Annotated in this window: 19 protein-coding genes and 1 tRNA gene; 7 read left to right on the forward strand and 13 right to left on the reverse strand. The window is 53.2% G+C overall.

Translation table 11 applies throughout. The annotated features are described in order from the left end of the window. Positions 1 to 5: 5 nt before the first annotated feature. The 9 genes from FIV45_RS02035 to FIV45_RS02075 all read right to left on the reverse strand — a co-directional run bounded on the left by FIV45_RS02035 (position 6) and on the right by FIV45_RS02075 (position 9,704). Entirely contained in the window at positions 6 to 1,739 is a 1,734-nt protein-coding gene (locus FIV45_RS02035) for a TadA family conjugal transfer-associated ATPase (protein ID WP_204602171.1), read from the reverse strand. 52 nt (positions 1,740 to 1,791) lie between these two features. Beyond that, complete coding sequence (locus FIV45_RS02040; protein WP_099472446.1) at positions 1,792 to 3,030, reverse strand: CpaE/TadZ family protein; 1,239 nt, start codon at positions 3,028 to 3,030, stop codon at positions 1,792 to 1,794. Positions 3,031 to 3,041: 11 nt separating this feature from the next. Then, positions 3,042 to 3,701, reverse strand: coding sequence for a CpaD family pilus assembly lipoprotein (locus FIV45_RS02045; RefSeq protein WP_099472445.1), 660 nt, complete (start codon positions 3,699 to 3,701; stop codon positions 3,042 to 3,044). Positions 3,702 to 3,713: 12 nt separating this feature from the next. Continuing rightward, on the reverse strand, positions 3,714 to 5,171 hold the full coding sequence (locus tag FIV45_RS02050; protein ID WP_099472444.1) for a type II and III secretion system protein family protein: 1,458 nt from the start codon (positions 5,169 to 5,171) through the stop codon (positions 3,714 to 3,716). Next, entirely contained in the window at positions 5,168 to 6,112 is a 945-nt protein-coding gene (gene cpaB, locus FIV45_RS02055; protein ID WP_099472443.1) for a Flp pilus assembly protein CpaB, read from the reverse strand. The genes FIV45_RS02050 and cpaB overlap by 4 nt, the downstream gene beginning before the upstream one ends. A 29-nt stretch (positions 6,113 to 6,141) precedes the next feature. Further along, positions 6,142 to 6,681: an A24 family peptidase gene (locus FIV45_RS02060; protein WP_099472442.1), complete on the reverse strand. Its 540-nt coding sequence runs from the start codon at positions 6,679 to 6,681 to the stop codon at positions 6,142 to 6,144. 137 nt (positions 6,682 to 6,818) lie between these two features. After that, on the reverse strand, positions 6,819 to 6,998 hold the full coding sequence (locus tag FIV45_RS02065) for a Flp family type IVb pilin (RefSeq protein ID WP_099472441.1): 180 nt from the start codon (positions 6,996 to 6,998) through the stop codon (positions 6,819 to 6,821). Positions 6,999 to 7,091: 93 nt separating this feature from the next. After that, on the reverse strand, positions 7,092 to 7,256 hold the full coding sequence (locus tag FIV45_RS02070) for a Flp family type IVb pilin (RefSeq protein WP_099472440.1): 165 nt from the start codon (positions 7,254 to 7,256) through the stop codon (positions 7,092 to 7,094). A 309-nt stretch (positions 7,257 to 7,565) separates the two neighbouring features. Next, positions 7,566 to 9,704 carry a histidine kinase dimerization/phospho-acceptor domain-containing protein gene (locus FIV45_RS02075; protein WP_165776991.1) on the reverse strand — a complete coding sequence of 713 codons (2,139 nt, stop codon included), beginning with the start codon at positions 9,702 to 9,704 and terminating at the stop codon, positions 7,566 to 7,568. A 335-nt stretch (positions 9,705 to 10,039) separates the two neighbouring features. Between FIV45_RS02075 and FIV45_RS02080 the strand changes: the two genes are divergently transcribed. Continuing rightward, the gene (locus tag FIV45_RS02080; RefSeq protein WP_099472438.1) at positions 10,040 to 10,522 is read left to right on the forward strand and encodes an Lrp/AsnC family transcriptional regulator; all 483 of its coding nucleotides are present in this window, start codon (positions 10,040 to 10,042) and stop codon (positions 10,520 to 10,522) included. 91 nt (positions 10,523 to 10,613) lie between these two features. On the opposite strand, the gene greA is transcribed toward FIV45_RS02080, so the two are convergent. The 3 genes from greA to carA all read right to left on the reverse strand — a co-directional run bounded on the left by greA (position 10,614) and on the right by carA (position 15,604). Next, complete coding sequence (gene greA, locus FIV45_RS02085; protein WP_099472437.1) at positions 10,614 to 11,087, reverse strand: transcription elongation factor GreA; 474 nt, start codon at positions 11,085 to 11,087, stop codon at positions 10,614 to 10,616. Between the two features lie 103 nt (positions 11,088 to 11,190). Further along, positions 11,191 to 14,439 carry a carbamoyl-phosphate synthase large subunit gene (gene carB / locus FIV45_RS02090; RefSeq protein ID WP_099472436.1) on the reverse strand — a complete coding sequence of 1,083 codons (3,249 nt, stop codon included), beginning with the start codon at positions 14,437 to 14,439 and terminating at the stop codon, positions 11,191 to 11,193. Then, a complete protein-coding gene (gene carA / locus FIV45_RS02095; protein ID WP_099472435.1) occupies positions 14,432 to 15,604 on the reverse strand; it encodes a glutamine-hydrolyzing carbamoyl-phosphate synthase small subunit in 1,173 nt (390 codons plus the stop codon). The genes carB and carA overlap by 8 nt, the downstream gene beginning before the upstream one ends. A 380-nt stretch (positions 15,605 to 15,984) precedes the next feature. On the opposite strand from carA, the gene FIV45_RS02100 reads away from it, so the two are divergent. The 5 genes from FIV45_RS02100 to FIV45_RS02120 all read left to right on the forward strand — a co-directional run bounded on the left by FIV45_RS02100 (position 15,985) and on the right by FIV45_RS02120 (position 21,171). Continuing rightward, the gene (locus tag FIV45_RS02100; protein ID WP_099472434.1) at positions 15,985 to 16,440 is read left to right on the forward strand and encodes a GatB/YqeY domain-containing protein; all 456 of its coding nucleotides are present in this window, start codon (positions 15,985 to 15,987) and stop codon (positions 16,438 to 16,440) included. Positions 16,441 to 16,530: 90 nt separating this feature from the next. Further along, positions 16,531 to 18,609 (forward strand): DNA primase, encoded by a 2,079-nt coding sequence (dnaG, locus tag FIV45_RS02105; RefSeq protein WP_099472433.1) that lies wholly within the window; start codon positions 16,531 to 16,533, stop codon positions 18,607 to 18,609. A 67-nt stretch (positions 18,610 to 18,676) separates the two neighbouring features. Continuing rightward, positions 18,677 to 20,701: an RNA polymerase sigma factor RpoD gene (gene rpoD, locus FIV45_RS02110; RefSeq protein ID WP_099472432.1), complete on the forward strand. Its 2,025-nt coding sequence runs from the start codon at positions 18,677 to 18,679 to the stop codon at positions 20,699 to 20,701. Positions 20,702 to 20,722: 21 nt separating this feature from the next. Continuing rightward, positions 20,723 to 20,995, forward strand: a complete 273-nt coding sequence (locus tag FIV45_RS02115; RefSeq protein WP_099472431.1) for a hypothetical protein — start codon at positions 20,723 to 20,725, stop codon at positions 20,993 to 20,995. A 99-nt stretch (positions 20,996 to 21,094) separates the two neighbouring features. Then, positions 21,095 to 21,171 (forward strand) — tRNA-Ile (locus tag FIV45_RS02120). Between the two features lie 126 nt (positions 21,172 to 21,297). On the opposite strand, the gene FIV45_RS02125 is transcribed toward FIV45_RS02120, so the two are convergent. Further along, positions 21,298 to 21,765, reverse strand: a complete 468-nt coding sequence (locus tag FIV45_RS02125) for a MarR family winged helix-turn-helix transcriptional regulator (protein ID WP_099472430.1) — start codon at positions 21,763 to 21,765, stop codon at positions 21,298 to 21,300. An 81-nt stretch (positions 21,766 to 21,846) separates the two neighbouring features. Between FIV45_RS02125 and FIV45_RS02130 the strand changes: the two genes are divergently transcribed. Beyond that, on the forward strand, positions 21,847 to 23,007 hold the full coding sequence (locus tag FIV45_RS02130; RefSeq protein WP_165776990.1) for a serine hydrolase domain-containing protein: 1,161 nt from the start codon (positions 21,847 to 21,849) through the stop codon (positions 23,005 to 23,007). Positions 23,008 to 23,275: the final 268 nt, after the last annotated feature.

The raw sequence follows: 23,275 nt of genomic DNA on the forward strand, positions 1-23,275 counted from the left end.
GAGCTTTACAGAGCCTCCATCAATGCTTTGTCCAGACCGTAATAGGCGGCTTTTTCCATAAAATGCGGACGCACGCCGGTTGATCTGAAGTTGCCGGTCAGTTTTCCGTCGGCATCTTCACCGGTAAATTCATAAAGGAACAGATCCTGAGTGGTGATGATGTCACCTTCCATGCCGACGATTTCCGTCACCGCACAGCAACGACGGCCACCGTCGCGCATCCGCGAGACCTGTACCACCAGATCAACCGCGCCGGAAATTTGCTCTCGTACCGCCTTGGGCGGCAGTTTCAGATCGGCCATGCCGATCATATTTTCCATACGGGTCAGGGCTTCACGCGGGTTATTGGCATGGAGCGTACACATGGAGCCGTCATGGCCTGTGTTCATCGCCTGCAACACGTCAAAGGCTTCCGCGCCGCGGACCTCGCCGAGGATGATGCGGTCCGGCCGCATACGCAGCGCATTCTTTACCAGATCACGCATGCTGATCTCGCCTTTGCCTTCCAGGTTGGCCGGGCGGGTTTCAAGGCGCACCACATGGGGTTGTTGCATCTGCAGCTCGGCGGTATCTTCAATGGTCACCACGCGTTCGCCGACATCAATCATGCGCGACAGGGCGTTGAGCATGGTGGTCTTCCCCGAACCGGTACCGCCGGAAATCAGAATGTTCAGACGACAGGCGCCGGCGATTTTAAGCACCGTACCCATTTTGTGAGACATGCTTTGCCAGTCGATCATGTGATCAAGAGTGATTTTCTGTTTAGCGAATTTACGAATGGAGATCGAGGCGCCGTCAATGGCCAGCGGCGGGATGATGATGTTCACCCGGCTGCCGTCCGCCAGACGGGCATCACAAATCGGCGTCGATTCATCGACGCGACGTCCGACGGCGGTCACTATGCGCGTACAGATATTCAACAGATGCTGATTGTCGCGAAAGGTGACATCTGACATGGTCAGTTTACCCTTCTGCTCGATGTAGATCTGTTTTGGCCCGTTGACCATGATTTCGGTGATGCTTTCGTCACTCAGAAGAGGCTCAAGAGGGCCGAGGCCGAGCATGTCATGCAACAGCATGTTGACCAGGTCACGTTGTTCCCGCAGGTTGAGGTTAATCTTCTCCTGAACCATCAATTCATTGACGGCCTCGCTGACCTGTTCCGCCAGTTCGGAGCGGTCCATTTCGTTGGCGGCGGAGGCGTCGATATATTCAAGCAGCAAGGGTTGCAGCCGGTCCTTGGCATCCATGATGCTGTCCTGGCTAACCTGCTGTATCTGTTCGTTGGTCTGTTTTTTGGCTTCTTTGCGCTTGCGGATGACTTCGCCGCCTTCTTCGGCGGGTTCAGGGTCTTTTTTCGGGACGCTGTCAGACGTCAGAAGTTCATTAAGCAGAACAGTAATCAGATCGCGGCGTTCAAGTTCGTTCAGGTCGATGTGATGACGGGCGGTTTCTGTGTCGATAAGACCTTCAATGAACTGAGTGACTTCATTGCGTTCCATGTCACGGGCGACGGCCGGATCCATCTGTTCGAGCATAACTGATTCAATCAGCTCGTAGGCGCGGTCCACCATATTGGCATTTGACACACTGGGGGCATTAACCGCGAGCGCTTTGGGAATATCCTTGAGTGAGGCAACGCCATTCCCCTTGCCGAAGCCAGTAGGTGCGCCGGGTTTTTTTGTGATAACGGTCGGTTTGTTATCTGCAGTTGATTTTTTTCCAAAGGCCGGTTTCATTTTATCTCACAAAAGTTGCTTACTGTTTTTGTGACCTGTTTCAGATCACAGGTCATTTTTTTGCTTTCGGGGCCAGTTTTGACCAAATGGACCCTTTGGCGGTGTCTTCTTTGTTGCCGGTAACATCGTCGCAGATGGACTTCAACACCTTGACAACCTTGCTCATTTTCGCGGCCTGGGGCAGAGGTTTGCCGGATCGGGAAACCTGAACCATAAGCTTCGGATCGAAGGGAATTTCCCAATCAATGGCCCGCTCAATCGACGCCTCAAAGTCTTTCTTGTCGACCTCGACCATGCCGGGGCCAGCGACCTTGTTCAGCAAAATCTTGATTGTCGCACTCGGGGCAACTGTTTTACACAGGGCCAGAAAGCGAATGGTGTCGCGGGCGGCGGCAAGGCTCAGGTCGGTGACCAGAATAATTTCATCGGCTTCCGAGAGCATCAGCGGATATTCCGCCGCCATATTGCGCGGCAGATCGAGTACGATATAGCTGAAGTTATGTTTCAATTCTGACAGCAGATGGCTCATGGCGGCCGGATCGGTGTAGGTTGGCTCGTTGAGGCTCGCTTCCGCGCCGAGGATCGAAAGATTTTCGCTTTCGCGCACCATGGCCCGTTCAATGAACAAACCATCAATCCGGCTGGGGTTTTCAAGGGCATCACACAATCCCCGACCTGGTTCCAGATCAAAGGTGAGCGCATCGGTGCCAAAGTATATATCCATATCCAGAAGGCCGGTATTGCGTTTCATATCGTGAGACAGAATCCACGCGCAGCTGCTGGCGACCGTACTGGCGCCAACGCCTCCACGGATGCCGACGACAGCGACCAGCTTGTCCGTTTCATCTTCATTCAGTTCGACTTCCGGTTCACTGGCCAGACGCATGGCGTTATCCGCCGCGAGGATGGATTCGCGGATCTGGTCTGTGGTAACCGGTTTCACCAGATATTCCTGGACGCCGGAGCCGATCAGGTTTCTGTATAGTTCGATGTCATTTTCCTGCCCAATGGCAATGACCATTGTGCCGGGCTCACAGACTTCCGCCAACGCATTCATATCATCCATAGCCGAGGAGGATTTGGACAGATCCACGACCAGGAATCTTGGCGATGTGGCGGTTGCCAGGGTGCGGATAGCATTTTCGATTCCGCCATTCTTGATATTGGATGTATGCCATTCCCGCTCGTTGAGAACAGGGACAAGGGCCTGCGTGGTCTGATCATCGCACACATAAGCCTCGAATTCACTGACGGCGGTCTCTTCTGATTTGAGTAATGACGCTATGCTCATGGTTTTTTCCGTTATTTCTTTGTGCTTGTAGCAGTTGTCGTTGTGGCAGGTTTTGTCAGATATCCTTTGACGCCTCTGGCGGCCTGTTCGGCGTTGGGGTGGTTATTGGCATTACCGACGACCAGATCCCGTGGATTGGCGACCATAAGGCCAAGTTGTGCCTGTGAGGCGCAGCCAAATGTTTTCAGAGGGGCATTGTTGAAATTATCTGTGGAAGGCTGTGACCAGTCGCCACAGTGTGGTGGCGTGACCACATAGCGGGAGACCAGCAGGCGGGCCTGATGTTTCCCTGGACTGCTGCCATAAGGCGTTACATTCGGGGCCAGATGCAGACCGCGCTTTTTCAAAAGTGCGGTGAGGGCGGTAAGTCTTTCCTGATCCTGTTCGGTAAGCTGGCCATCACGGGTCAAGGGGAAATCCATGCTGAGTTCATCCCCATATGACACGTGGCTTGTCATCATAAAGCGGTCGAGACGTGCGACTTCGGTTGCGGACAGTTCATGCGCGGTGGGGCCGAAGGTAATCACATGGGGAATGCGCACCATCTGAACCTCATTACGTTTATGGCTGTCACCATCCATATAGTGTGATGAACCGGCACAGCCTGCAATCACCAGGCAGGATAAACCAGACAGGCTTTTCAGTATGATATGAATAATATTCTTTGTCATTATATCTGTCCTTTAATCCAGAATGAAGCCAGCGGCACTTTTCAGGGTGTGGCCATTCTTGCCTTGAGCAGGCGGGGCGATGTCGGGTTTACGGGTGGTGAAGGATTGCCCTTTGATATAACGGTCATAGTCATTGGGGATTTCCAGACCATCGGTCGGCATCGGCATGCTGCCGCCATTGTGGGGCTGCACGATATAGGGCGTCACGATGATCACCAGTTCGGTTTCCTGGCGGTTGTATTTGCTGGACCGGAACAGGGTGCCGAGAATGGGAATATCGCCGAGCCATGGGAATTTCGTCAGGTCATGATTGACGCTGTTCTGCAAAAGACCGGCAATGGCGAAGCTTTGACCAGAGCCCAGTTCAATGGTGGTTTCCGCCCGGCGGGTGCTGAGGGCGGGAATATTAAAGCCCTGGATGGTCACCGCCCCGTTGGAGGTCAGTTGGCTGACTTCCGGTTTAATGTGCATGTTGATCCGGCCATCGTCGAGCACCACTGGGGTGAAATCAAGGGAAATACCGAATTCCTTATATTCGATGACCACCTGGCCTTCGTCAAGGGAGGGAATGGGATATTCACCCCCGGCGAGAAAGTTCGCGGGTTCTCCGGACAGGGTGGTCAGGTTTGGTTCGGCCAGAACGGAAAGAACGCCTTCCGTCTCCAACGCATCGATGATGAAGTTAATGTCAAAATTACCCGCGCGGAAGCCGCCAAACAAACTGTTCAGGCCCCGGCCCTGTACGGCGAATTCTTTTATCAGATTATTGGTGATGCCGGTGGGATCAGGAATAAGATCAATAACATTTGCGCCCTGGACCACGCCGATGGCGGTGCTGCCGTTGGCGAAGAGATTCTCCCAGCTGAAACCCAGCTGTTTTTTTGTATCGCGGCCGATCTCGGCGATGCGCACCCGCAGATTGACCTGAACCGGGGTGGCGATCTGCAGTTTATTGATGATGGTCTTGTCTTTGCCAATGAAGTCTTCGGCCATGCGGCGGGCGTCTTCGGCTTGCTCCGGACTTTTGACATTGCCGGTCAGCAGCAGCAGCCCTTCATAGGACTGGACCTGGATGCTGGCGTCGGGAATGACGTGGCTCAGGGCCGCTTCGAGGCTGCCGAGGTTATGATTAACGGCAATCTTGCCTTCATAAATCACCCGGTCGTCGTCGGTGACCGCATAAAGATTGGTTTCCCCCTGTTGCTTGCCATAAATATAGACCAGGGTCGGGGATTTAACCTGAAGGTCGGCGATCGCGGTGTTGGCGATGAAGACATTATTGACTGGTTCCTTGAATCTCAACAAGGTACCTTTTCCAACTTCAATATTGTTTTGCTCTACTTTCTTTTCGGCAGAGGCCGACATCGGGGCGCTGACACATAATGTGGCTGCGGCAACGACCATCACACTGCAACGCAGGAGATGTTTCATTAAAGGAATAGAGGTGTAAGTCTTTACTGGGTTAATCATTCTTCTGATTCCTCGTCGTCATTCGCGGATTGTTTTTGTGCGATTGCCTTATTCAGTAATTTATTAAAGTCGACATTTTCAGAGTTGGCGCTGCTGCCGCGGAAGACCTTGACGGATACATTCCGGCCAGTGGGGCCCACGCTGCCGCCGCCTGAAGAAACCTGGCTGCTGACTTCGCTGTCCCAAGTGATGGTTCTGTCATCACCGGCGGTTTGCTGAACATCATTCTCATCAGGGCCCAGGCTTCTCAGGATCAGGGTCAGTTCGCCCATGTTTTTGATCAGAGAAACCTTTTCCGCTTCTTTTGGCGTTACTTCCAGAGTAGCGGTTTGTCCAACAGCCGGGGTATGTGTCGGGTTGTCTGTGCTTTGGTTAATGGCCAGAATACGGACGTTTTTAAGTACTGTTTCACTTATCCGGGCGGTTTTTTCTGTGCCGCTGGTTTCAATCTGGTGGGTCAGCAGAATATCGACCCGGTCACCGGGAAAGACAAAGCCGGCATTGCCAGATGTGGCATTAATCCGGATGGAGATGGCGCGCTTGCCTTTTGGCAGTACGGCGGCCATGAATCCTCTGTTTCCGGGTTTGACCAGACGGCCTGAGAGAATGGGTTCTCCGGCCGCAATGTTGGTTTTCAAAACGGCGCCTAAAAAGGATTCGGGTGTCACTTCAGCATCCTGCTGGATATAAGATTCATGTACGCTTTCATCTGGCCAGGATTGCCACACCATATCTTCCTGTTTGATGAAATGACCAACAGACAGGTTGTTGGCGGCCACCAGAATTTTCATATCTGATTCGCGGACCTGCGTGATGATTTCCTGTGTGCTGGCGGTTTGTTCTTTGGGAGAGCTGATCAGGCTTCTCGCGAGAAGAGCCGTTAGAATCGCTACCACAAGGGCAACACCGATAAGGACAACGCTTCTTATATTTATATTCATCTATATATTTCCTGTCTTGCTCGTTCCGTTCAGCCTTGGCTTATCGCGGTAAACTGGTTCAATGTTGTTGCCAAATTATAGGCGACATAAATTCCACCGCCTGCAATGCCAACACCATAAGGAACCGCACTTTCATTCTTTTCTGCCACGGAGAGGTTTATATTTTCTGAAGATTTGTAATATTTTGAAGCTTTTAGGCGATTATTCAGAAGAATGACCGCTGCAATGCCGCCGCCAATCAGGGCCATAAGGAATAAGAACTGCAAGCTGTAAGTGGGACCGGCCCATAAGGCGACCGCTGGAATCAGTTTGACGTCACCGCCGCCCATAATATTCAGGGCGAATAAGACTGCAAAAACAATGAAGATCAGGGCCGCAATGGCGAGGGCCAGCAGCACTGTGGACCAGGGCAGCATTTGGCCATCCAGGTAGCGGCTCAGGAGATAGATGGGGTAAAGCAGCGCGACGCTTAAGCACAGTTTGTTGGACAAGGTATAGCTGGTAAGGTCGCTATAGGCTGCCCAAAGCATTAAAATCACAAATAATGCGATGACTATTATGGTTAACACACGCAAGTATCCCTAAATCTTGTATTACTTAATTCATTGGAATACTAAGATTAAAAAATGAGGAAATGGTTAATGGGGATAGGGGGAGCCGCCTGGTGTGCCGGATAAGGCGGTGGATCGTGGAGAACCAAAAGGGGTTAGGGGGTCATGGCATTACTGACTTTTGATGAGGTATCGTTGAAGTTGGTCACAACGGTGGAACTCATGGCGCTGAGGGCGCCAATGGACGCGACGACGATCAGGGCAGCAATCAGACCATATTCAATGGCCGTAGCACCTTTTTCGTGGGAGTGTAACTTTTTAATAAACTGCCGCATGGGTCCCTCCTGAAAGTGAAATAGAGGCTTTGGAATATTTGCCAAAGCCTCTATTTAAAGAATTACTGATCCTGTAACTTAAAAATTTTAAGATTAATTCAGGCTACTGTTGATTTCAACGAATTTGGCGTCAAGGGAAGTACCAACGCTTGTCATTGCGCCAATGGCGGCGACAGCGATCAAAGCAGCGATCAGACCATATTCAATAGCCGTTGCGCCTTTTTCGTTCTTACGTAATTTTGCAAAAAATTTGTTCATCTTATTTCTCCTAAATGTGTACCAAGTAAAATTTCGTTCGTTGCCATGTTGTGACCCTAATATGCAGGCAAGTTATGAATAAAAGGTTAACAGGTATCAAGAAAAATACTTGATATTTCAAAAGGTTAGATGGATAATTTTAAAATTATTTTATTTAAAATTCCGAAAAATATTCTCATAAAAATCAGCTAAAATTTTATGTTTTTGATGTGATCCATCGGGAAATGGCGAAGCTGTTCTCGCAGGGAAATGGGTGAAATATTATAAAATACACAGGGTTAGGGGCTGCCATCCCCTTCGGGCAGAGGGTCAGCCGGGCAGGTCGTGATTGGTCAGGGTGAGCACAAGATGGCTGACTTTGCCTTGTGAAATATGGGTGGAAATATTCCCGCCAATCAGATGCGCGAGGTTCTGCGCGATCGATAATCCGAAGCCTGTGGAGACTTTTGGGGTGTAATTTAGGGTGTTTTTTTGTGGATATGGTTGATTATTTTGTGTCTCGACCGGGGTTGTTTGTAACTTTTCGAACAATTCCGGGGCATCTTTTTCATCGATTCTCGGGCCGAGTAGCGGGATTTCGATTCTCACCTGGGCATTGCTGTTGATCAGGACGGACGGGCTTAACGTTTCCCCGGCCTGAGCCCGTTTCAGGGTGCTGGCCAGTATCTTGGTCAGGCACAGTTCAACACTTTGCTTGTCATTATAAAGAATAACATCAATGTTATTGCTATTGTCGATCAGTTCGACCTGCATGTCGTGGGCCATGGTTGCGACATTTTCCTGACATGCCTTCAAAACCGCTTTCAGAGAGAAGGATTCGGGATCGATCTGCATCAGGCCGGCCTCAATCTTGGCGGAATCCAGCACATCGTTGACGGCTTCTTTCAGCTGCACGGCGGCGGCGAGGATGCTTTTTGTATTTTGATGGTACTTTTCATTGACCGGACCCCAGGCTTCCATATCAATCATTTCGGAAAAGCCGATAATCGCGTTCAAAGGGGTGCGGAATTCGTGAGACAGGTTATGCAGCAATTCCGCCGCCACTTCTTCATGGGGGATATTCTGTGGTGTAATGTCTGTTTCAGCCGGGAACGAGGCGACATGTTTTTCCGGCGTCGCGGCCTTATGTTCTTCATGTTCTGCGGCGTCCGGAGTTTGTTCCGGAGCGTCTTCGGCGCGGGCGCTGCCACGGAAACCGGTAAAGCGGCCTGTATTAATATCAAAGATGGCGATGGCGCTGACATACCAGAGTGTCTTGTCGCCATGTTGTGAGTCTATATAGAAGGGCACGTCGCGGAAAGACGTGCGCCGTTCAAACAGCGCTTCAAAATTTTCCGGGGCGCCTTTCGTGTCATCCTCCTGGGGTGGCGGGGTGCAGAGCGAGATCATGTCCTCGCCAATCAGGGACTGCACAGGGCGGCCAAAGACGGTGAAGGCTTCCTCTGACAGAAAGCTGAGGCTACCGGTGCGGTCCACTTCCCAGAACCAGTCCGCAACCGACCTGACCAGTTCGCGTTGGCGCTGGCTTTCATCGCGGGCGTGCTGCACCTGTTCCCGGAGATCGGTTGTCAGGTCATCGACCGCCTCTTCCATATGGATCATTGGTTCCGGTATGCGGGGCTTTTCCGGGAAGCTGGCGTCATTGGCGACCTTGTCAGACGGAAAAGAAAGCGGGGTATCGCCGGAGGACGCCCGATCCTTGTAGGCGTGATCAGCCGTTTTGGGCTCGGATTTTTGCGGGGCTGCCGTCGGGGCAGCAGGCTTTGCGTCAAGGGAAGAGGTTTTCTCGGGCCTGACATTGCTAAAAATTGACAGTCTGGGGGTTTCTGCCTCCGGGGCTATCCCGCTTGCTGTGGCTTTTTTGCCGTCTTCTGTGTAGGTCTTGTGAATATTCTGGGCGCGAAGAAGTTCCAGGATATTGATGGTGGTTTCTTCATCAAGATCAGGATTTTCATCCCCGGCCAGGCGTTCCAGTTCGCTCAGACTGTATTTCAGTTTGGAACTCTGGGCGGCTTTCTGCGCCCGTTCCAGTTCATGCCGCACGAGAGGCGACAGGCCAAAGCGGCGAGAAATGTGAATGCGGTGAGCTTCTGTACCATAGCGGATCAAATGAATAAGTTTTTCATCGGGCAGAATGGCTTTTTCAAGCAGAGGGCCGGAAACCTCGACGACATCCTCGGACATAATGTCGGTCAGTTCCGTCGGGGGGGCGGTCAACGCGCAAAGAGCGGTGACAATGCCCTGACGGGTTTCAATCTCGACCTGGCTCAGCAGTTCTTTCAGAATCTCGGTCAGCATACGGACTTGTGTGTCGGATGCCATTGGCCGACGTTGCAGGAATAAATCACAGATGTGGGAAAACAAAAGCGTTCGGCTGTGCGTTGATCCATCCTGCGCAAGCGCAATCAGATTACGAATTCGATCGTCAAACTGAGCTGGTTTCTGCACGTTACTATATTCCCCGAGGTTTATGGATTTTTGGTCCTGATTCTGCCTGCATACTAGATTGTGTTTTCTTTTTAAAAGCTTAACAATAGTAAGCACAAAAGATAGCATTTATGACGCTATATAGCCAGTTAAAAGCTTGAATTATGAAAGTAATTATTACGTAAAATATTACTAAACTTTTAAAAAAAATGTATTTTATGATGTGATTCATTCCATTTATAATATATTCTGTCTTAAGTGAGAAATTTTGTTTCGAAATGTTTGCAATTGAAACATTTCTGTATAACCTGTCGCAGTATAAAAAATCATAGAAGCAAGTTTAAGGAACAGACAGAATGCATCGTGTTAAACTGGATGATATTGATCAGAGAATTTTGGAGAAGCTTCAGGAGGACGGTCGGATCACCAATGTAGAACTGGCAGAAAAAGTTGGAATTACAGCACCCCCATGCCTGCGGCGGGTGCGGGCTTTGGAAGAAGCCGGGTTTATACAGGGGTATCATGCAGACCTTAATCCAGAAGCCATGGGCTTTGGTCTGACGGTTTTTGCCATGGTGGGTTTGCACAGCCAGGCGGAAAGTGACCTGAAGGCGTTTGAAGAACTGGTTACGGAATGGCCGCTGGTGCGGGAAACCTATATGCTGAACGGCGAAATTGATTTTATTCTTAAAATCGTCGCCCGGGACCTGTCCCAGTTCCAGAACTTTCTGACCACCAAACTGACGCCGGCGCCGAATGTGGATAGTGTCAAGACATCGCTGAGCATCCGGTGCGCCAAAAAACTGCAAGGTGTGCCGGTGGGCGAATATCAAGGATAAGTCTCTTGCGGGACCATTAAAAAAGGGCCTAACGATTTCGTAAGGCCCTTTTTTGTTTTCTGCGCCTCATTACAGGCCCTGCACCAAGGTGTTAGATAAAATCAATCTGGGTGATTTCGTAATAAGTTTCGCCGCGTGGCGTTTTGACTTCGATTTCATCCCCGAGCTTCCGGCCAATCAAGGCCCGGCCAATAGGGGAAATATAGGAAATCTTGCCTGCCGCCACATCGACTTCATCGACACCGACAATCTGGTATTTGACAATTTTGTCTTCTTCATCGGCAAGATGCACGGTGGCGGCGAAGAGGATCTTCTCCCCAGACAGTTCTCTCGGGTCAATCACTTCGCACCGGCTGATCTTGCCTTCAAGATCCTGAATGCGGGATTCGATGAAGCCCTGACGTTCCTTGGCGGCATGATATTCCGCATTCTCGGACAGGTCGCCGTGGGCGCGCGCTTCTTCGATCGCCTTGATCACAGCCGGGCGTTCCACATGCTTCAACATTTTTAATTCTGCTTCCAGCCTTTCGTGGCCTTCAACGGTCATGGGTACTTTTTCAACCATAATGTATATTTTCTATTCTTAGCATTAATAAAGCATCTGCTCCGGGATGACCGAAGAGCATATACTGAAACAGTTCTTCTTGGAAAGACTAACTTGCGGCTACCTACTCAAATACATAAGACTGGAGGGGTTTAACTTCAAGTGAGCTGGATTTCAAGACTTTTATTGCCTCCATCGCTGAAATGGCCCCGCGTGTGGTCGTGTAATAGGGGATATTGTGGGTCAGGGCCGTTCGACGCAATTCATAGCTGTCGGTGATCGACTGGGCACCTTCGGTGGTGTTGAAAATCAGCTTGATCTCGTCATTCTTGATGGCGTCGACAATATGAGGCCGGCCTTCGAGCACCTTGTTGATGCGTTTGACTTCAAGGCCGGCATCCTGCAGGCACTTTGCCGTGCCACCGGTGGAGACAATCTTGTATCCCATTTCAATCAGCTCGCGGGCCGGTTCCACCATTTTCTGCTTATCTTCATTCTTGACGGAGATAAACACGGCCCCTTCCAGAGGCAGATGGGTGCCGGCAGCGATCTGTGATTTCAGGAAGGCCTTGGCGAAGGTGTCATCCAGGCCGATGACCTCACCGGTGGAGCGCATTTCCGGGCCGAGCAGAATATCGACGCCGGGGAACCGGTTAAACGGCAGGACCGCTTCCTTCACCGCCACATGATTTGGTGTGGCGGACGGGAAGGTGAAGTTCGACATCGGTTCGCCGGCCATAATCCGGGCGGCATATTTGGCGATCGGGGCGCCAATCGCCTTGGCGACGAACGGTACGGTGCGGCTGGCGCGGGGATTGACCTCGATCAGGTAAACCACGTCATCCTTGACCGCAAACTGGACATTCATCAGACCTTTGATGTTGAGCGCGAGGGCGAGCTTCTTCGTCTGCTGGCGAATATCCTCCATGACGCTTTCCTTCAGGGAGAAGGGCGGCAGGGAACAGGCGCTGTCGCCGGAATGAATGCCGGCTTCCTCGATATGCTGCATGATGGCGGCGACATGAACGGTGGTGCCGTCGCTGAGCGCATCGACATCCACTTCTGTCGCGCCGCCGAGATAGCGGTCGATCAATACCGGGCTGTCCCAGGAGACGGATACGGCTTCGGTCATATAACGTTTGAGGGACGCGGTGTCATAAACGATTTCCATCGCCCGGCCGCCGAGGACGTAACTCGGGCGGATCAGGATAGGATAGCCAATGTTTTCGGCAATCTCGATCGCCTGTTCCGTGGTGGTCGCCAGGCCATTGTCCGGCTGACGCAGATCCAGTTTATGGACCAGCTGCTGGAAACGTTCGCGGTCTTCCGCCAGATCAATGGCGTCGGGGGAGGTGCCGAGGATCGGAATATCGGCCGCCAGCAAAGCATGGGACAGTTTCAGCGGGGTCTGACCGCCGAACTGAACAATCACGCCGAGCACTTCGCCGGTTTCCTGTTCGCGGCGGATCAGCTCAATCACGTCTTCCGCGGTCAGCGGTTCAAAATACAGCCGGTCCGAGGTGTCGTAATCGGTGGAGACGGTTTCCGGGTTACAGTTGACCATGATGGTCTCATAGCCCTGATCGCTGAGGGCGAAGGCGGCGTGACAGCAGCAATAGTCAAATTCAATGCCCTGGCCGATACGGTTGGGTCCACCGCCGAGAATGATAATTTTCTTCTTATTCGTCGGGTTGGATTCACATTCCGCCGTGCCGGCCGCATCCCGTTCGTAGGTGGAATACATATAAGGCGTCTTGGCTTCGAATTCCGCCGCACAGGTATCGACCCGCTTAAAGACCGGATGCAGATTGAGGCTGTGGCGCAATGTGGATACTTCGGCTTCCGTTTTACCGGAAACTTCGGCCAGACGGGCGTCAGAAAAGCCGATAGATTTCAGGCGACCGAGCGTGTAGGCATCCGTCGGCAGGCCATTTTCCTTGACCTCGGCCTCGGCGTCGACAATCATTTTGATCTGGTCGATAAACCAGGGATCATATTTGGCGATGGCATGTACATCTTCCGGGGTTACCCCGAGACGCAGGGCCTGGGCCATGATCAGAAGCCGGTCATCGGTCGGGCTGGCCAGGGCGGCGCGCACGGCATTGATGTCGCCATGTTCGGGATCATAACCCGGAATGTCAATCTCGTTGAGGCCGTTGAGCCCGGTTTCCATGGAGCGCAGGGCTTTTTGCAGGGATTCCGCAAAATTGCGACCAATGGCCATGGCTTCACCGACTGACTTCATGGCGGTGGTCAGGGTCGGTTTGGTGCCGGGGAATTTCTCAAATGTAAAGCGCGGGATTTTGGTGACGACATAATCGATGGTGGGCTCGAAGGATACGGGCGTCGCGCCGGTGATGTCATTCTGTAATTCGTCCAGCGTATAGCCGACCGCGAGCTTGGCGGCGACCTTGGCGATCGGGAAGCCGGTGGCTTTGGAGGCCAGCGCCGAGGAGCGGCTGACCCGCGGGTTCATTTCAATGACAATCAGCTCTCCGTTTTCCGGATTGACCGAGAATTGCACGTTCGAGCCGCCCGTTTCCACACCAATCTCGCGCAGAACCGCAATCGAGGCGTTGCGCATGATCTGATATTCTTTATCGGTCAGGGTCAGGGCCGGAGCGACGGTGATGCTGTCGCCGGTATGGATGCCCATCGGGTCGAGATTTTCAATGGAGCAGATAATGATGCAATTGTCCGCATGGTCGCGCACCACTTCCATCTCATATTCTTTCCAGCCGAGCACCGACTGTTCCACCAGCACTTCTGTGGTGGGAGAGGCATCAAGGCCGCTGGTGACAATCTGCTCATATTCTTCCCGGTTATAGGCGATGCCGCCGCCGGTGCCGCCCATGGTGAAACTCGGGCGGATGATGCTGGGCAGCTGGACATAGTCGAGCGCCTCGAGGGCTTCCTCCAGAGATTTGACCACACGGCTGCGCGGGGTACCGAGGCCGAGCTTGTCCATGGCGTCGCGGAACAGCTGCCGGTCTTCGGCTTTATTGATGGCCTCTTCGTTGGCGCCGATCAACTGGACATTATATTTGTCGAGGATGCCGCGTTTGGACAGTTCCAGCGCCGTATTGAGGCCGGTCTGGCCGCCCATGGTCGGCAGGATCGCATCGGGGCGTTCCTTTTCGATGATCTTTTCGACCATCTGCCAGGTGATCGGTTCGACATAAGTCGCGTCCGCCAGGTCGGGATCGGTCATGATGGTCGCCGGATTGCTGTTGACCAGGATCACCCGGTAGCCTTCCTCTTTCAGGGCCTTGCAGGCCTGAGTGCCGGAATAATCGAATTCACAGGCCTGACCGATAATGATCGGGCCGGCGCCAATGATGAGAATGGAGTGTATGTCTGTACGTTTAGGCATGTTTTGCGATCAATTCCATAAAGCGGTCAAAGAGATAATGGCTGTCTTGGGGGCCTGGGCTGGCTTCGGGGTGGTGCTGGACAGAGAAGACGGGTTTGTCTTTCAGCTCAAATCCGCACAGCGTCTGGTCGAACAGCGAGATATGGCTGATCCGGGCGCTGTCGGGCAGGCTGTCTTTGTCGACCATAAAACCATGGTTCATGGAGGTGATCTCCACTTTGTTGGTATTAAAGTCCATCACCGGGTGATTGGCGCCGCGGTGGCCCTGGTGCATCTTGCTGGTTTTGGCGCCGATGGCCAGCGCCAGCATCTGGTAGCCGAGGCAAATGCCAAACATGGGGATGTTGCTGTCCAGGAGTTTCCGGATCACCGGGATGGCGTATTCACCGGTTGCTGCCGGGTCGCCGGGGCCGTTGGACAGGAAGATGCCGTCAGGGTTCAACGCGAGAATATCTTCGGCCGTGGCGGTGGCCGGCACCACGGTGATGCGGGCGCCGACGGTCGCCAGGCAACGCAGGATATTACGCTTTACACCGTAATCAACGGCGACGATATGGGCCTTGGGGGTGTCGTTATTCTGATAACCGTTTTCCAGCGTCCAGCGTTTTTCGGACCATTGGTAGGTTTCAGTACAGGAAACTTCGGCCGCAAGATCCATGCCTTCTAGACCGGGCCAGCTTTGCGCCTGTTTCATCAGGGCGGGAATATCGAATGTGCCGTCCGGGCTGTGACAAATAACGCCGCTGGGGGCGCCCTGTTCACGGATGCGGCGGGTCAGACGGCGGGTGTCGATGCCGGAGATGCCTACCAGGCTACGGGCTGTGCACCAGTTCTGCAGCGTGGTGCGGTTGCGGAAATTCGAGGGGGCGGTGATGTCTTCGCGAATGATCAGGCCGCGGGCGGCGGGAACGGTGCTTTCCAGATCCTGGTCGTTGGTGCCGACATTGCCGATATGGGGGAAGGTGAAGGTGACAATCTGTCCGGCGTAAGACGGGTCGGTGAGAATTTCCTGATACCCGGTGATCGAGGTGTTGAAACAGACTTCCCCGACGATGGTGTCTGTGGCCCCGACACCATAGCCCCAGAAGATGCTGCCATCGGCAAGCACAAGAGCGGCCGTGATGTTCTTGTGGGGCGGTATATGGTCTTTATTTTCTGTAATCATAACAACTGTTCACTTTGTGGCGCATTTTCACCCTGGGCTGCAGGGGCGTGTGTCTGATCGAGGTCATAAGATTGGCCTGAGCAGACTATACAGGATCGCGGGCATTTCGGGAACAGACTTTCGGGACGGGAGTATCCGCCTGGAATCGCCTGTCAGAGCCAACTGACCTACACGTAAATTGACGGGAAGATAGGGGACGAGGCCCGAGAGGTCAAGTAAATCTTTAATAAATAAAATCGTTTAAAATCAACAGGTTACCAGATAATTAGCGGTTGCAATCTCCTGCGGTTTGCGATAGAGTCACTGCTTCCTGTTAGAAAGGCGGGCTGTGGGATAAAGCTCTGGGCCGGTAATCTTAATAAAAAGGATGTAAAAACAAAATGTTGCGACAAGATCTGACCAGCGCCATGAAGACGGCGATGAAGAATAAGGACAAACGTCGTCTGACGACCATCCGACTCATTCTGGCCGCAATCAAGGATCGGGACATTGCTTCCCGCACCGGAAATGGTTCTGAGATGGACGAGGATGCGATGATTATCGAAATCCTGTCCAAGATGATCAAGCAGCGCAAGGAAAGCTTCGTCGTATACGAAGAGGCGGGCCGTCTGGAACTGGCGCAGCAGGAGCAGGAAGAGATCGAAATCATCTCTGAATTTCTCCCCCGTCAGATGCCGGATGATGAAATTGAAGCGGCCGTGAAGGAGGCGATCGCGGAAACAGAAGCCACCGGCCTGAAAGATATTGGCAAGGTGATGGCTATTCTGAAAGGCAAATATGCTGGCCAGATGGATTTCTCCAAAGCCAGCGCACAAGTGCGGGCTGCCCTGAGTTAACCGGGCGAGGGGACAGTGCGGGGTGAAAAAAACACCGCCTGCACCAGATTGGATGCCCATCAGGTTTTAAGCAAAGTGTGACACAGAACAATGGGGTTTACACCCGACTTTTTAGACGAAATTAGAAACCGGATCCCGGTCAGCGATATTGTCGGTCGCCGGGTCAAACTTACCCGCAAGGGCCGCGAGCACGGCGGTCTGTGCCCCTTTCATAACGAGAAAACCCCCTCTTTTACGGTTAATGATGACAAGGGATTCTACCATTGCTTTGGCTGTGGCGCGCATGGGGATGTGATCAAATTCATCAGTGAGACCGAAGGTCTGAGTTTTCCTGAAACCGTTGAACGGCTGGCGGAGCAGGCGGGTCTGGCGTTGCCGGATTATTCACCGGAAGATAAAGAAAAGGCCAGCCAGAAAAAATCCCTGTACGAAGTGATGGAAACCGCGGCGAAATGGTTTGAAACCCAGCTGGTTTCCCAGGCGGGGACCGAAGGCCGGGATTATTTCGATCGTCGGGGACTGACGGCGGCAACGATCAAGACGTTTCGTCTGGGATTTTCGCCCGAAGGCCGGACGGCCCTGAAAGACGCCTTGTTGAGCCGGGACGGCATTACCGAAGATATGATGGTCGAGGCCGGCCTGCTGATCCGGCCGGAAGCCGAAGGGGGCGATCCACGTCCCAGCTATGACCGGTTTCGTCATCGGGTGATGTTTCCGATCACGGATCGGCAAGGCCGGGTGGTGGCGTTTGGCGGTCGGGCGTTGAACAAGAACGCCAAGGCGAAATATCTCAATTCCCCGGAAACGCCGTTGTTCCATAAAGGTCGCCTGCTGTATAATCTTGCCGGGGCGCGCAAGGCCGCCTATGACGAGGGCCGGGTGCTGGTGGCGGAGGGGTATATGGATGTTATCGCGATGGCCCAGGCGGGTTTCACCAACGCGGTGGCGCCCTTGGGAACGGCGGTGACCGAAGAACAGGTGCTGGAATTGTGGAAGCTTGCCCCGGAACCGCTGATGTGTTTTGACGGCGACAAGGCCGGGGTGCGCGCCGCTTATCGGGTGGCGGAAAGAACCCTGCCGCTCTTAAAGGCCGGCCATTCCCTGCGCTTTGTGCATTTGCCGACCGACGAAGATCCGGACAGCTATCTTAGTGGTCAGGGCGAGGCCGCTTTCCGTGAACTGCTGGAACAGGGGCGGCCGTTGGTCGATCTGTTATGGGAGATGAAAACCCAGGGAGTGGACAGTGATACGCCGGAACAACGCGCCGGTCTGGAACAGAGCCTGTCGGAAACCTTGGGCGATATCAAAGACAAAACCATTCGTGGTTATTATGACAAGGCCTTTCAGGAACGCCTGATAAAGTTGCTGGGAAATGCCTTTGTGCCGGATCATTCGCTTGCTGATATGGGGACGTCCCGTCGGCCGGGTCCGATGCACCATCATACGGACCAGAGATCGTCCCGGGATTCCGGCCAAAGATCGTCTGAAAGATATGCCCAGAGACCGGCCGAGAGACCGGCCCAGAGACCTTCTTCGGCGTCCTATAAAAAGAATCAGTCCGCTTATGGGGCAAAAGCTTACGGCAAAAAAAATAAATACGGGGCGTCGGAAGAACTTCCGGGGGTGAAAAGGCTACAGGACACCGGGATTTTCAGGGCCAGTGAAATGGCCTCGACAAAGCGGGAAAGGCTACTGATTCTCACGGTTTTGAACCATCCCTGGCTGCTGAAAAAGCATGATGAGGAATTTGCCACGACAATTTTCGAATCGGCAGAGCTTGACAAACTCCGTGGGGAGATAATAGATGTATGTCATCGCGAATCGGACCTTGAAAACGAACGCCTTTATAGCCACCTTGAAAGAAAAGGTTTCGGCAAGGCATTGGAAGTCATATTTAAACAAGGTGAATTTAAAGCCGAATGGTTCGCATGGCCTGGCGCTGCTCCCGAAGATGTGGAGCAGGGGTGGTTCCATGTGGTCAATCGGTATCGGCGTGTTTCAGACCTTGAAAAAGAGCTGAAGGCGGCGGAACTGGAGCTGGCGGAAAATATGACGGAAGAGGTATATGCCCGGTTTCTGGCCCTGAAGGCAGAGCTGGAAAATGCCAAGGGCAACGAAGCCAGTATAGATGGATATGGATTAGCCTCAGGAAGAGAAAATCTTTCTTGAGAATGGATCACTTGTTGCACCGGGCGCTGCCCGATGAACAGGTCAACGGGATTAGAGGTTATATATAATGGCGGAAAACGCGGCCAAGACGGAACTGAAGTCTTCATCAAAGCAGGAAGAGGCGCCAGACCGTCCTTTGATTGAGTCGTCTCAGGATGTTGTCAAAAAGATGATCGCCGCCGCGAAAGAGCGCGGTTACATCACCTATGAGGCCCTGAATGAGGCTCTGCCCCAGGATGAAATGTCCTCCGAGAAGATCGAAGACATCATGACCATGTTGTCTGAAATGGGCATCAATGTGGTGGAAGAAGGCGATACGGATGACGCCGATGAAACCTCCGAAAAGGAAACACCTTCCAAAGCCGACAAGGACGATGACGAGGAAAAGCCTGCTGCCAAGGTAGCGGCGGATCGTACCGATGATCCTGTCCGCATGTATTTGCGGGAAATGGGCAGTGTAGAGCTGCTGTCCCGTGAGGGCGAGATTGCCATCGCCAAGCGTATTGAGGCCGGTCGCGAAACCATGATTGCCGGCTTGTGTGAAAGCCCGCTGACCTTCCGTGCTCTGGTCGAATGGGCCGAGATGTTGGAAGAAGAAGAAATTCTCCTGCGCGACGTGATTGATCTGGACGCGATGTATGGCATTGATCCGTCCGATGAAACCGTGATCGCGCCGAAGGAAGACAGTTCCGCAGACACGCCCGCCAAACCGGTGGAAGAAAAACCGGAAGTCAAAAAAGTTGAAGGTGACGACGAGGACGGCGAAGAAACCAGTTCCGACGATGATGACGACGAAGATGATGATTCCGATGATGCGGATAACACTGTATCCTTGGCGGTGATGGAAGAAGCTCTTGGGCCGCAGGTGCGCGAAATCTTTGACAATATACGTAAGGTCTACAAGAAATTCGCCAAATTGCAGGAATCCCGCCATGATGCGAGCCTTAAAAATGAAGAGCTGAGCGCCACTCACGAAAAACGCTACCGCAAGCTGAGCGATGAGCTGATCGTGCTGATGAAGAGCCTGCGTCTGAACAACAATCGCATTGATGCGCTGCTGGAACAGCTCTATTCCCTCAGCAAACGCCTGATGGCGCTGGAAGGCAAGATGTTCCGTCTGGCCGAACGCTACAAGATCAAGCGTGATGTCTATATTACCAATTATCAGGGCCGTGAGCTTGAACCCGGCTGGATTGATACCGTGGCGGACCTGCCCGGCAAGGGGTGGTCCGAATTCGCGGCCCGTGAACGCGACGTGATTACCAATATGCGCAGCCAGGTCGTGGATATCGCCCAGGAAGTCGGCCTGTCGGTCGGCGAATTCCGCACCATCGTCAATATGGTACAGAAGGGCGAAAAAGAAGCCCGCATCGCCAAGAAAGAAATGGTGGAAGCCAACCTGCGTCTGGTGATCTCCATCGCCAAGAAATACACCAACCGGGGTCTGCAGTTCCTTGATCTTATCCAGGAAGGCAACATCGGTCTGATGAAGGCGGTGGATAAATTCGAATATCGCCGCGGGTATAAATTTTCGACCTATGCCACCTGGTGGATCAGGCAGGCGATCACCCGTTCGATCGCCGATCAGGCCCGCACCATCCGTATCCCGGTGCATATGATCGAAACCATTAACAAGCTGGTGCGGACCGGCCGTCAGATGATGCATGAAATCGGCCGCGAGGCGACACCGGAAGAATTGGCGCAACGCCTGAGCATGCCGCTGGAAAAAGTCCGCAAAGTGATGAAAATCGCCAAGGAGCCCATCTCCCTCGAAACCCCGATCGGCGACGAGGAGGACAGCCATCTCGGCGACTTCATCGAGGACAAGAATGCGATCCTGCCGGTGGACAGCGCCATTCAGGCCAATCTGCGCGATACCACGACCCGGGTTCTGGCGTCTCTGACGCCGCGGGAAGAGCGGGTGTTGCGCATGCGCTTTGGCATCGGCATGAACACCGATCACACGTTGGAAGAGGTGGGGCAGCAATTCTCGGTTACCCGCGAACGTATCCGGCAGATCGAGGCGAAGGCCTTGCGTAAACTGAAGCACCCAAGTCGCTCGCGGCAATTGCGCAGCTTCCTGGACACCTGATACTGTAAAAGGGGATAAGACATGACATTATGGTCAATGATTGTGGCGGTGGTGGCGATCTCTGTGATTGGCGGCATCATCATGCAATATCTTAAAGGCAAGGAAAAAGGCGTCGATTACGATCTCGACGGTCTGGCGGAAAAGCTGGGTCTTGGCGATGGGGGTGGTATGAGCAAGAAAGCCCTGAAGCCTTATCTCGACCGCATTGATCAGCTGGAAGAGCGGGTCAGGGTTCTGGAACGCATTGCCACCGATAAAGGCCGCAGTCTCGCCGACGAAATTGACCAGCTGTAAGGGCGATTTGGCGGCGTTCAAAAAAAAGTGGCTGATCGGGCATTCTTCGCTGTATTCTTTGAAAATAATCTGGTATTTCCCTTATGTCTCCTTCGAGAAGGGTCTGTAGCTCAGTTGGTTAGAGCTAGCCGCTCATAACGGCTCGGTCGTAGGTTCGAGTCCTACCAGACCCACCACTTCCCAAAAATAGCCTTGTAATGCACTGAAAATAAAAGATTATTTTTTAGGTGCGGCAGTGGGCATTCGAGGAGTATATGAAGCGGTATTGAGGCTTGCGCAGTCAAGTGGAGCCCGCCGTCACCTCATGGGTCAAGACGTTCTGTGATGCGGGCATAGAGTGATTTCCGCTGCAGCGCCTTTTCCAGCTGTTCTAGCTTTCGTGTGACCTGTCCGGCTTCGGTATCAATCTGCAGCGCAACCTCGTCGAATATATCCCACATCGGGCGCATGCGGGCGACCAGTGCGGTCCCTTCCGGTGACAGGGTCAGCACACGACGGCGAGAATCTGCCGGGTCCGGCGTGGACTGGATAAAGCCCGCCTTCTCAAGTGACCGGCGTGTTTCACTGACCGAGGCCTGGTTTATGCGCAATGCCTCAGCCAATGTGCTGACGCTCATGGCGCCGTTGAGCGCCAGCTGATTGATCACGCCAAACCAGCGCTGCTCGAATTTTAACCCTTGAGCCTTGTACACCCGCCCCACATCCGCATCTATCATCGCACTCATTCGCCGGAGCCAGGCCCCCAGCATCACCCCATGCATGTCTGTCATTTTCCACCTTTTATTTTTCTGTTGACTAATAATATATAGGTGCCTATCTATATATTCAAGCTTAATTCCGGAGATATGACAATGCCACTGATGAAAAATGTTTACGGTTTAACAAGACGGCGCCTGCTTGGTGGTGTCGGGGCCGGTTTGGCACTGTCGCTTCTGCCGCGGGCGGCTCATGCGGCGGATGATCTTGATGATCTGATCCGAGAGCAAATGGCCGTGGCGCAGATTCCCGGTCTGGCGGTCGGCCTGGCCCGTGACGGCGAGGTCGCTTTCGCCCGGAGCTATGGTTTTGCCGATCTTGAGCAGCGTCGGCCGGTCACGCCGGATACCATGTTCCATATTGCGTCAATCACCAAGACGGTTACGGCGACCGCCGTGATGATGTTGGTTGATGCGGGCCGGATCGAACTTGACCAACGGGTGGCGCCATATCTTGATTTCACAATCGCGGGAGAGCAGGCGGCCACCATTACCTTCCGCCATCTGCTGATGCATACGGCGGGTATTTCCGAAGAGGTCTATTACCAGACTGATTTCCGCACCCATGGCGCCGACGCCTCCCTGACGATCGACCAGCTGTTGCGGGATTATCTGGCCCCTGGTGGCCGCTATACCGGCACAGGGAATGTGAAGACTGTGCCGGGGACGCATTGGGCCTATAGCAATATCGGATATGGGCTGCTGGGATATCTTGCGGGGCGGATTGCCGGACAAGACATGCGCGTCTTCACGCGGGATCATATCTTCCGCCCGCTGGGGATGCGCCATACGGCCTGGACGATTGCTGATACGCCGGCAGATCTCGCCGTCACGCCCTATGACCTGGTTGATCAGGCGGTGGAGCCCGTTCCGCCCGTCGGTTTCCCTGATTGGTCAGCGGGAATGATGCGCGCCTCGATCAGGGATCTGACGCAATTTGTGGCGATGGTGGCCAATGGCGGGGTCGCGGGGGACGTGCGGGTGCTGAGTTCTGCCCATGCTGCGGAAATGTTGACGATGCAAACGCCCGAGGGATTGTCACCTTGGTTGAGCGGACAAGGACTGGCCTGGCAACAATCATCGCTTGGCGGCGTGCCAAGCGCCAATCATTGGGGCGGGGATCCCGGCGTATTCACCATGGCTTATCTTGACCCGGCCCAGCGCAAGGGCGTGGTGCTTCTCTCAAATCTTTCAGCCACAGGCGAGAGCCGGGATGCGCTCAAATCAATCGCGGCCAAGGTTTTTGAAGCCAATTAGGGCGCGCCGCCTGATCAGTCAGCGTTACACCGTTACATAGGCCTGGTCTATGTCAGGGATTTGCTTGAGATTTTCGCCTTTAACGTTTTCGTGATTATCCATTATGAAGCACGGTTTCTCTGAATTATCCTTCAGGGAAGTGTAAAATTGAGCGGAAAATTGGCCGAAACTGTCGGAATTTTTTACATGTCTTGTTCTCTATCGCGGGAGATGATTCAGATAAGTAGCACAAATGCGCGATTTCCGATGAGGTGGCATGTAAATTGCA

The sequence above is a fragment of the Paremcibacter congregatus genome, from assembly GCF_006385135.1.
Taxonomy (GTDB): Bacteria; Pseudomonadota; Alphaproteobacteria; order Sphingomonadales; family Emcibacteraceae; genus Paremcibacter; species Paremcibacter congregatus.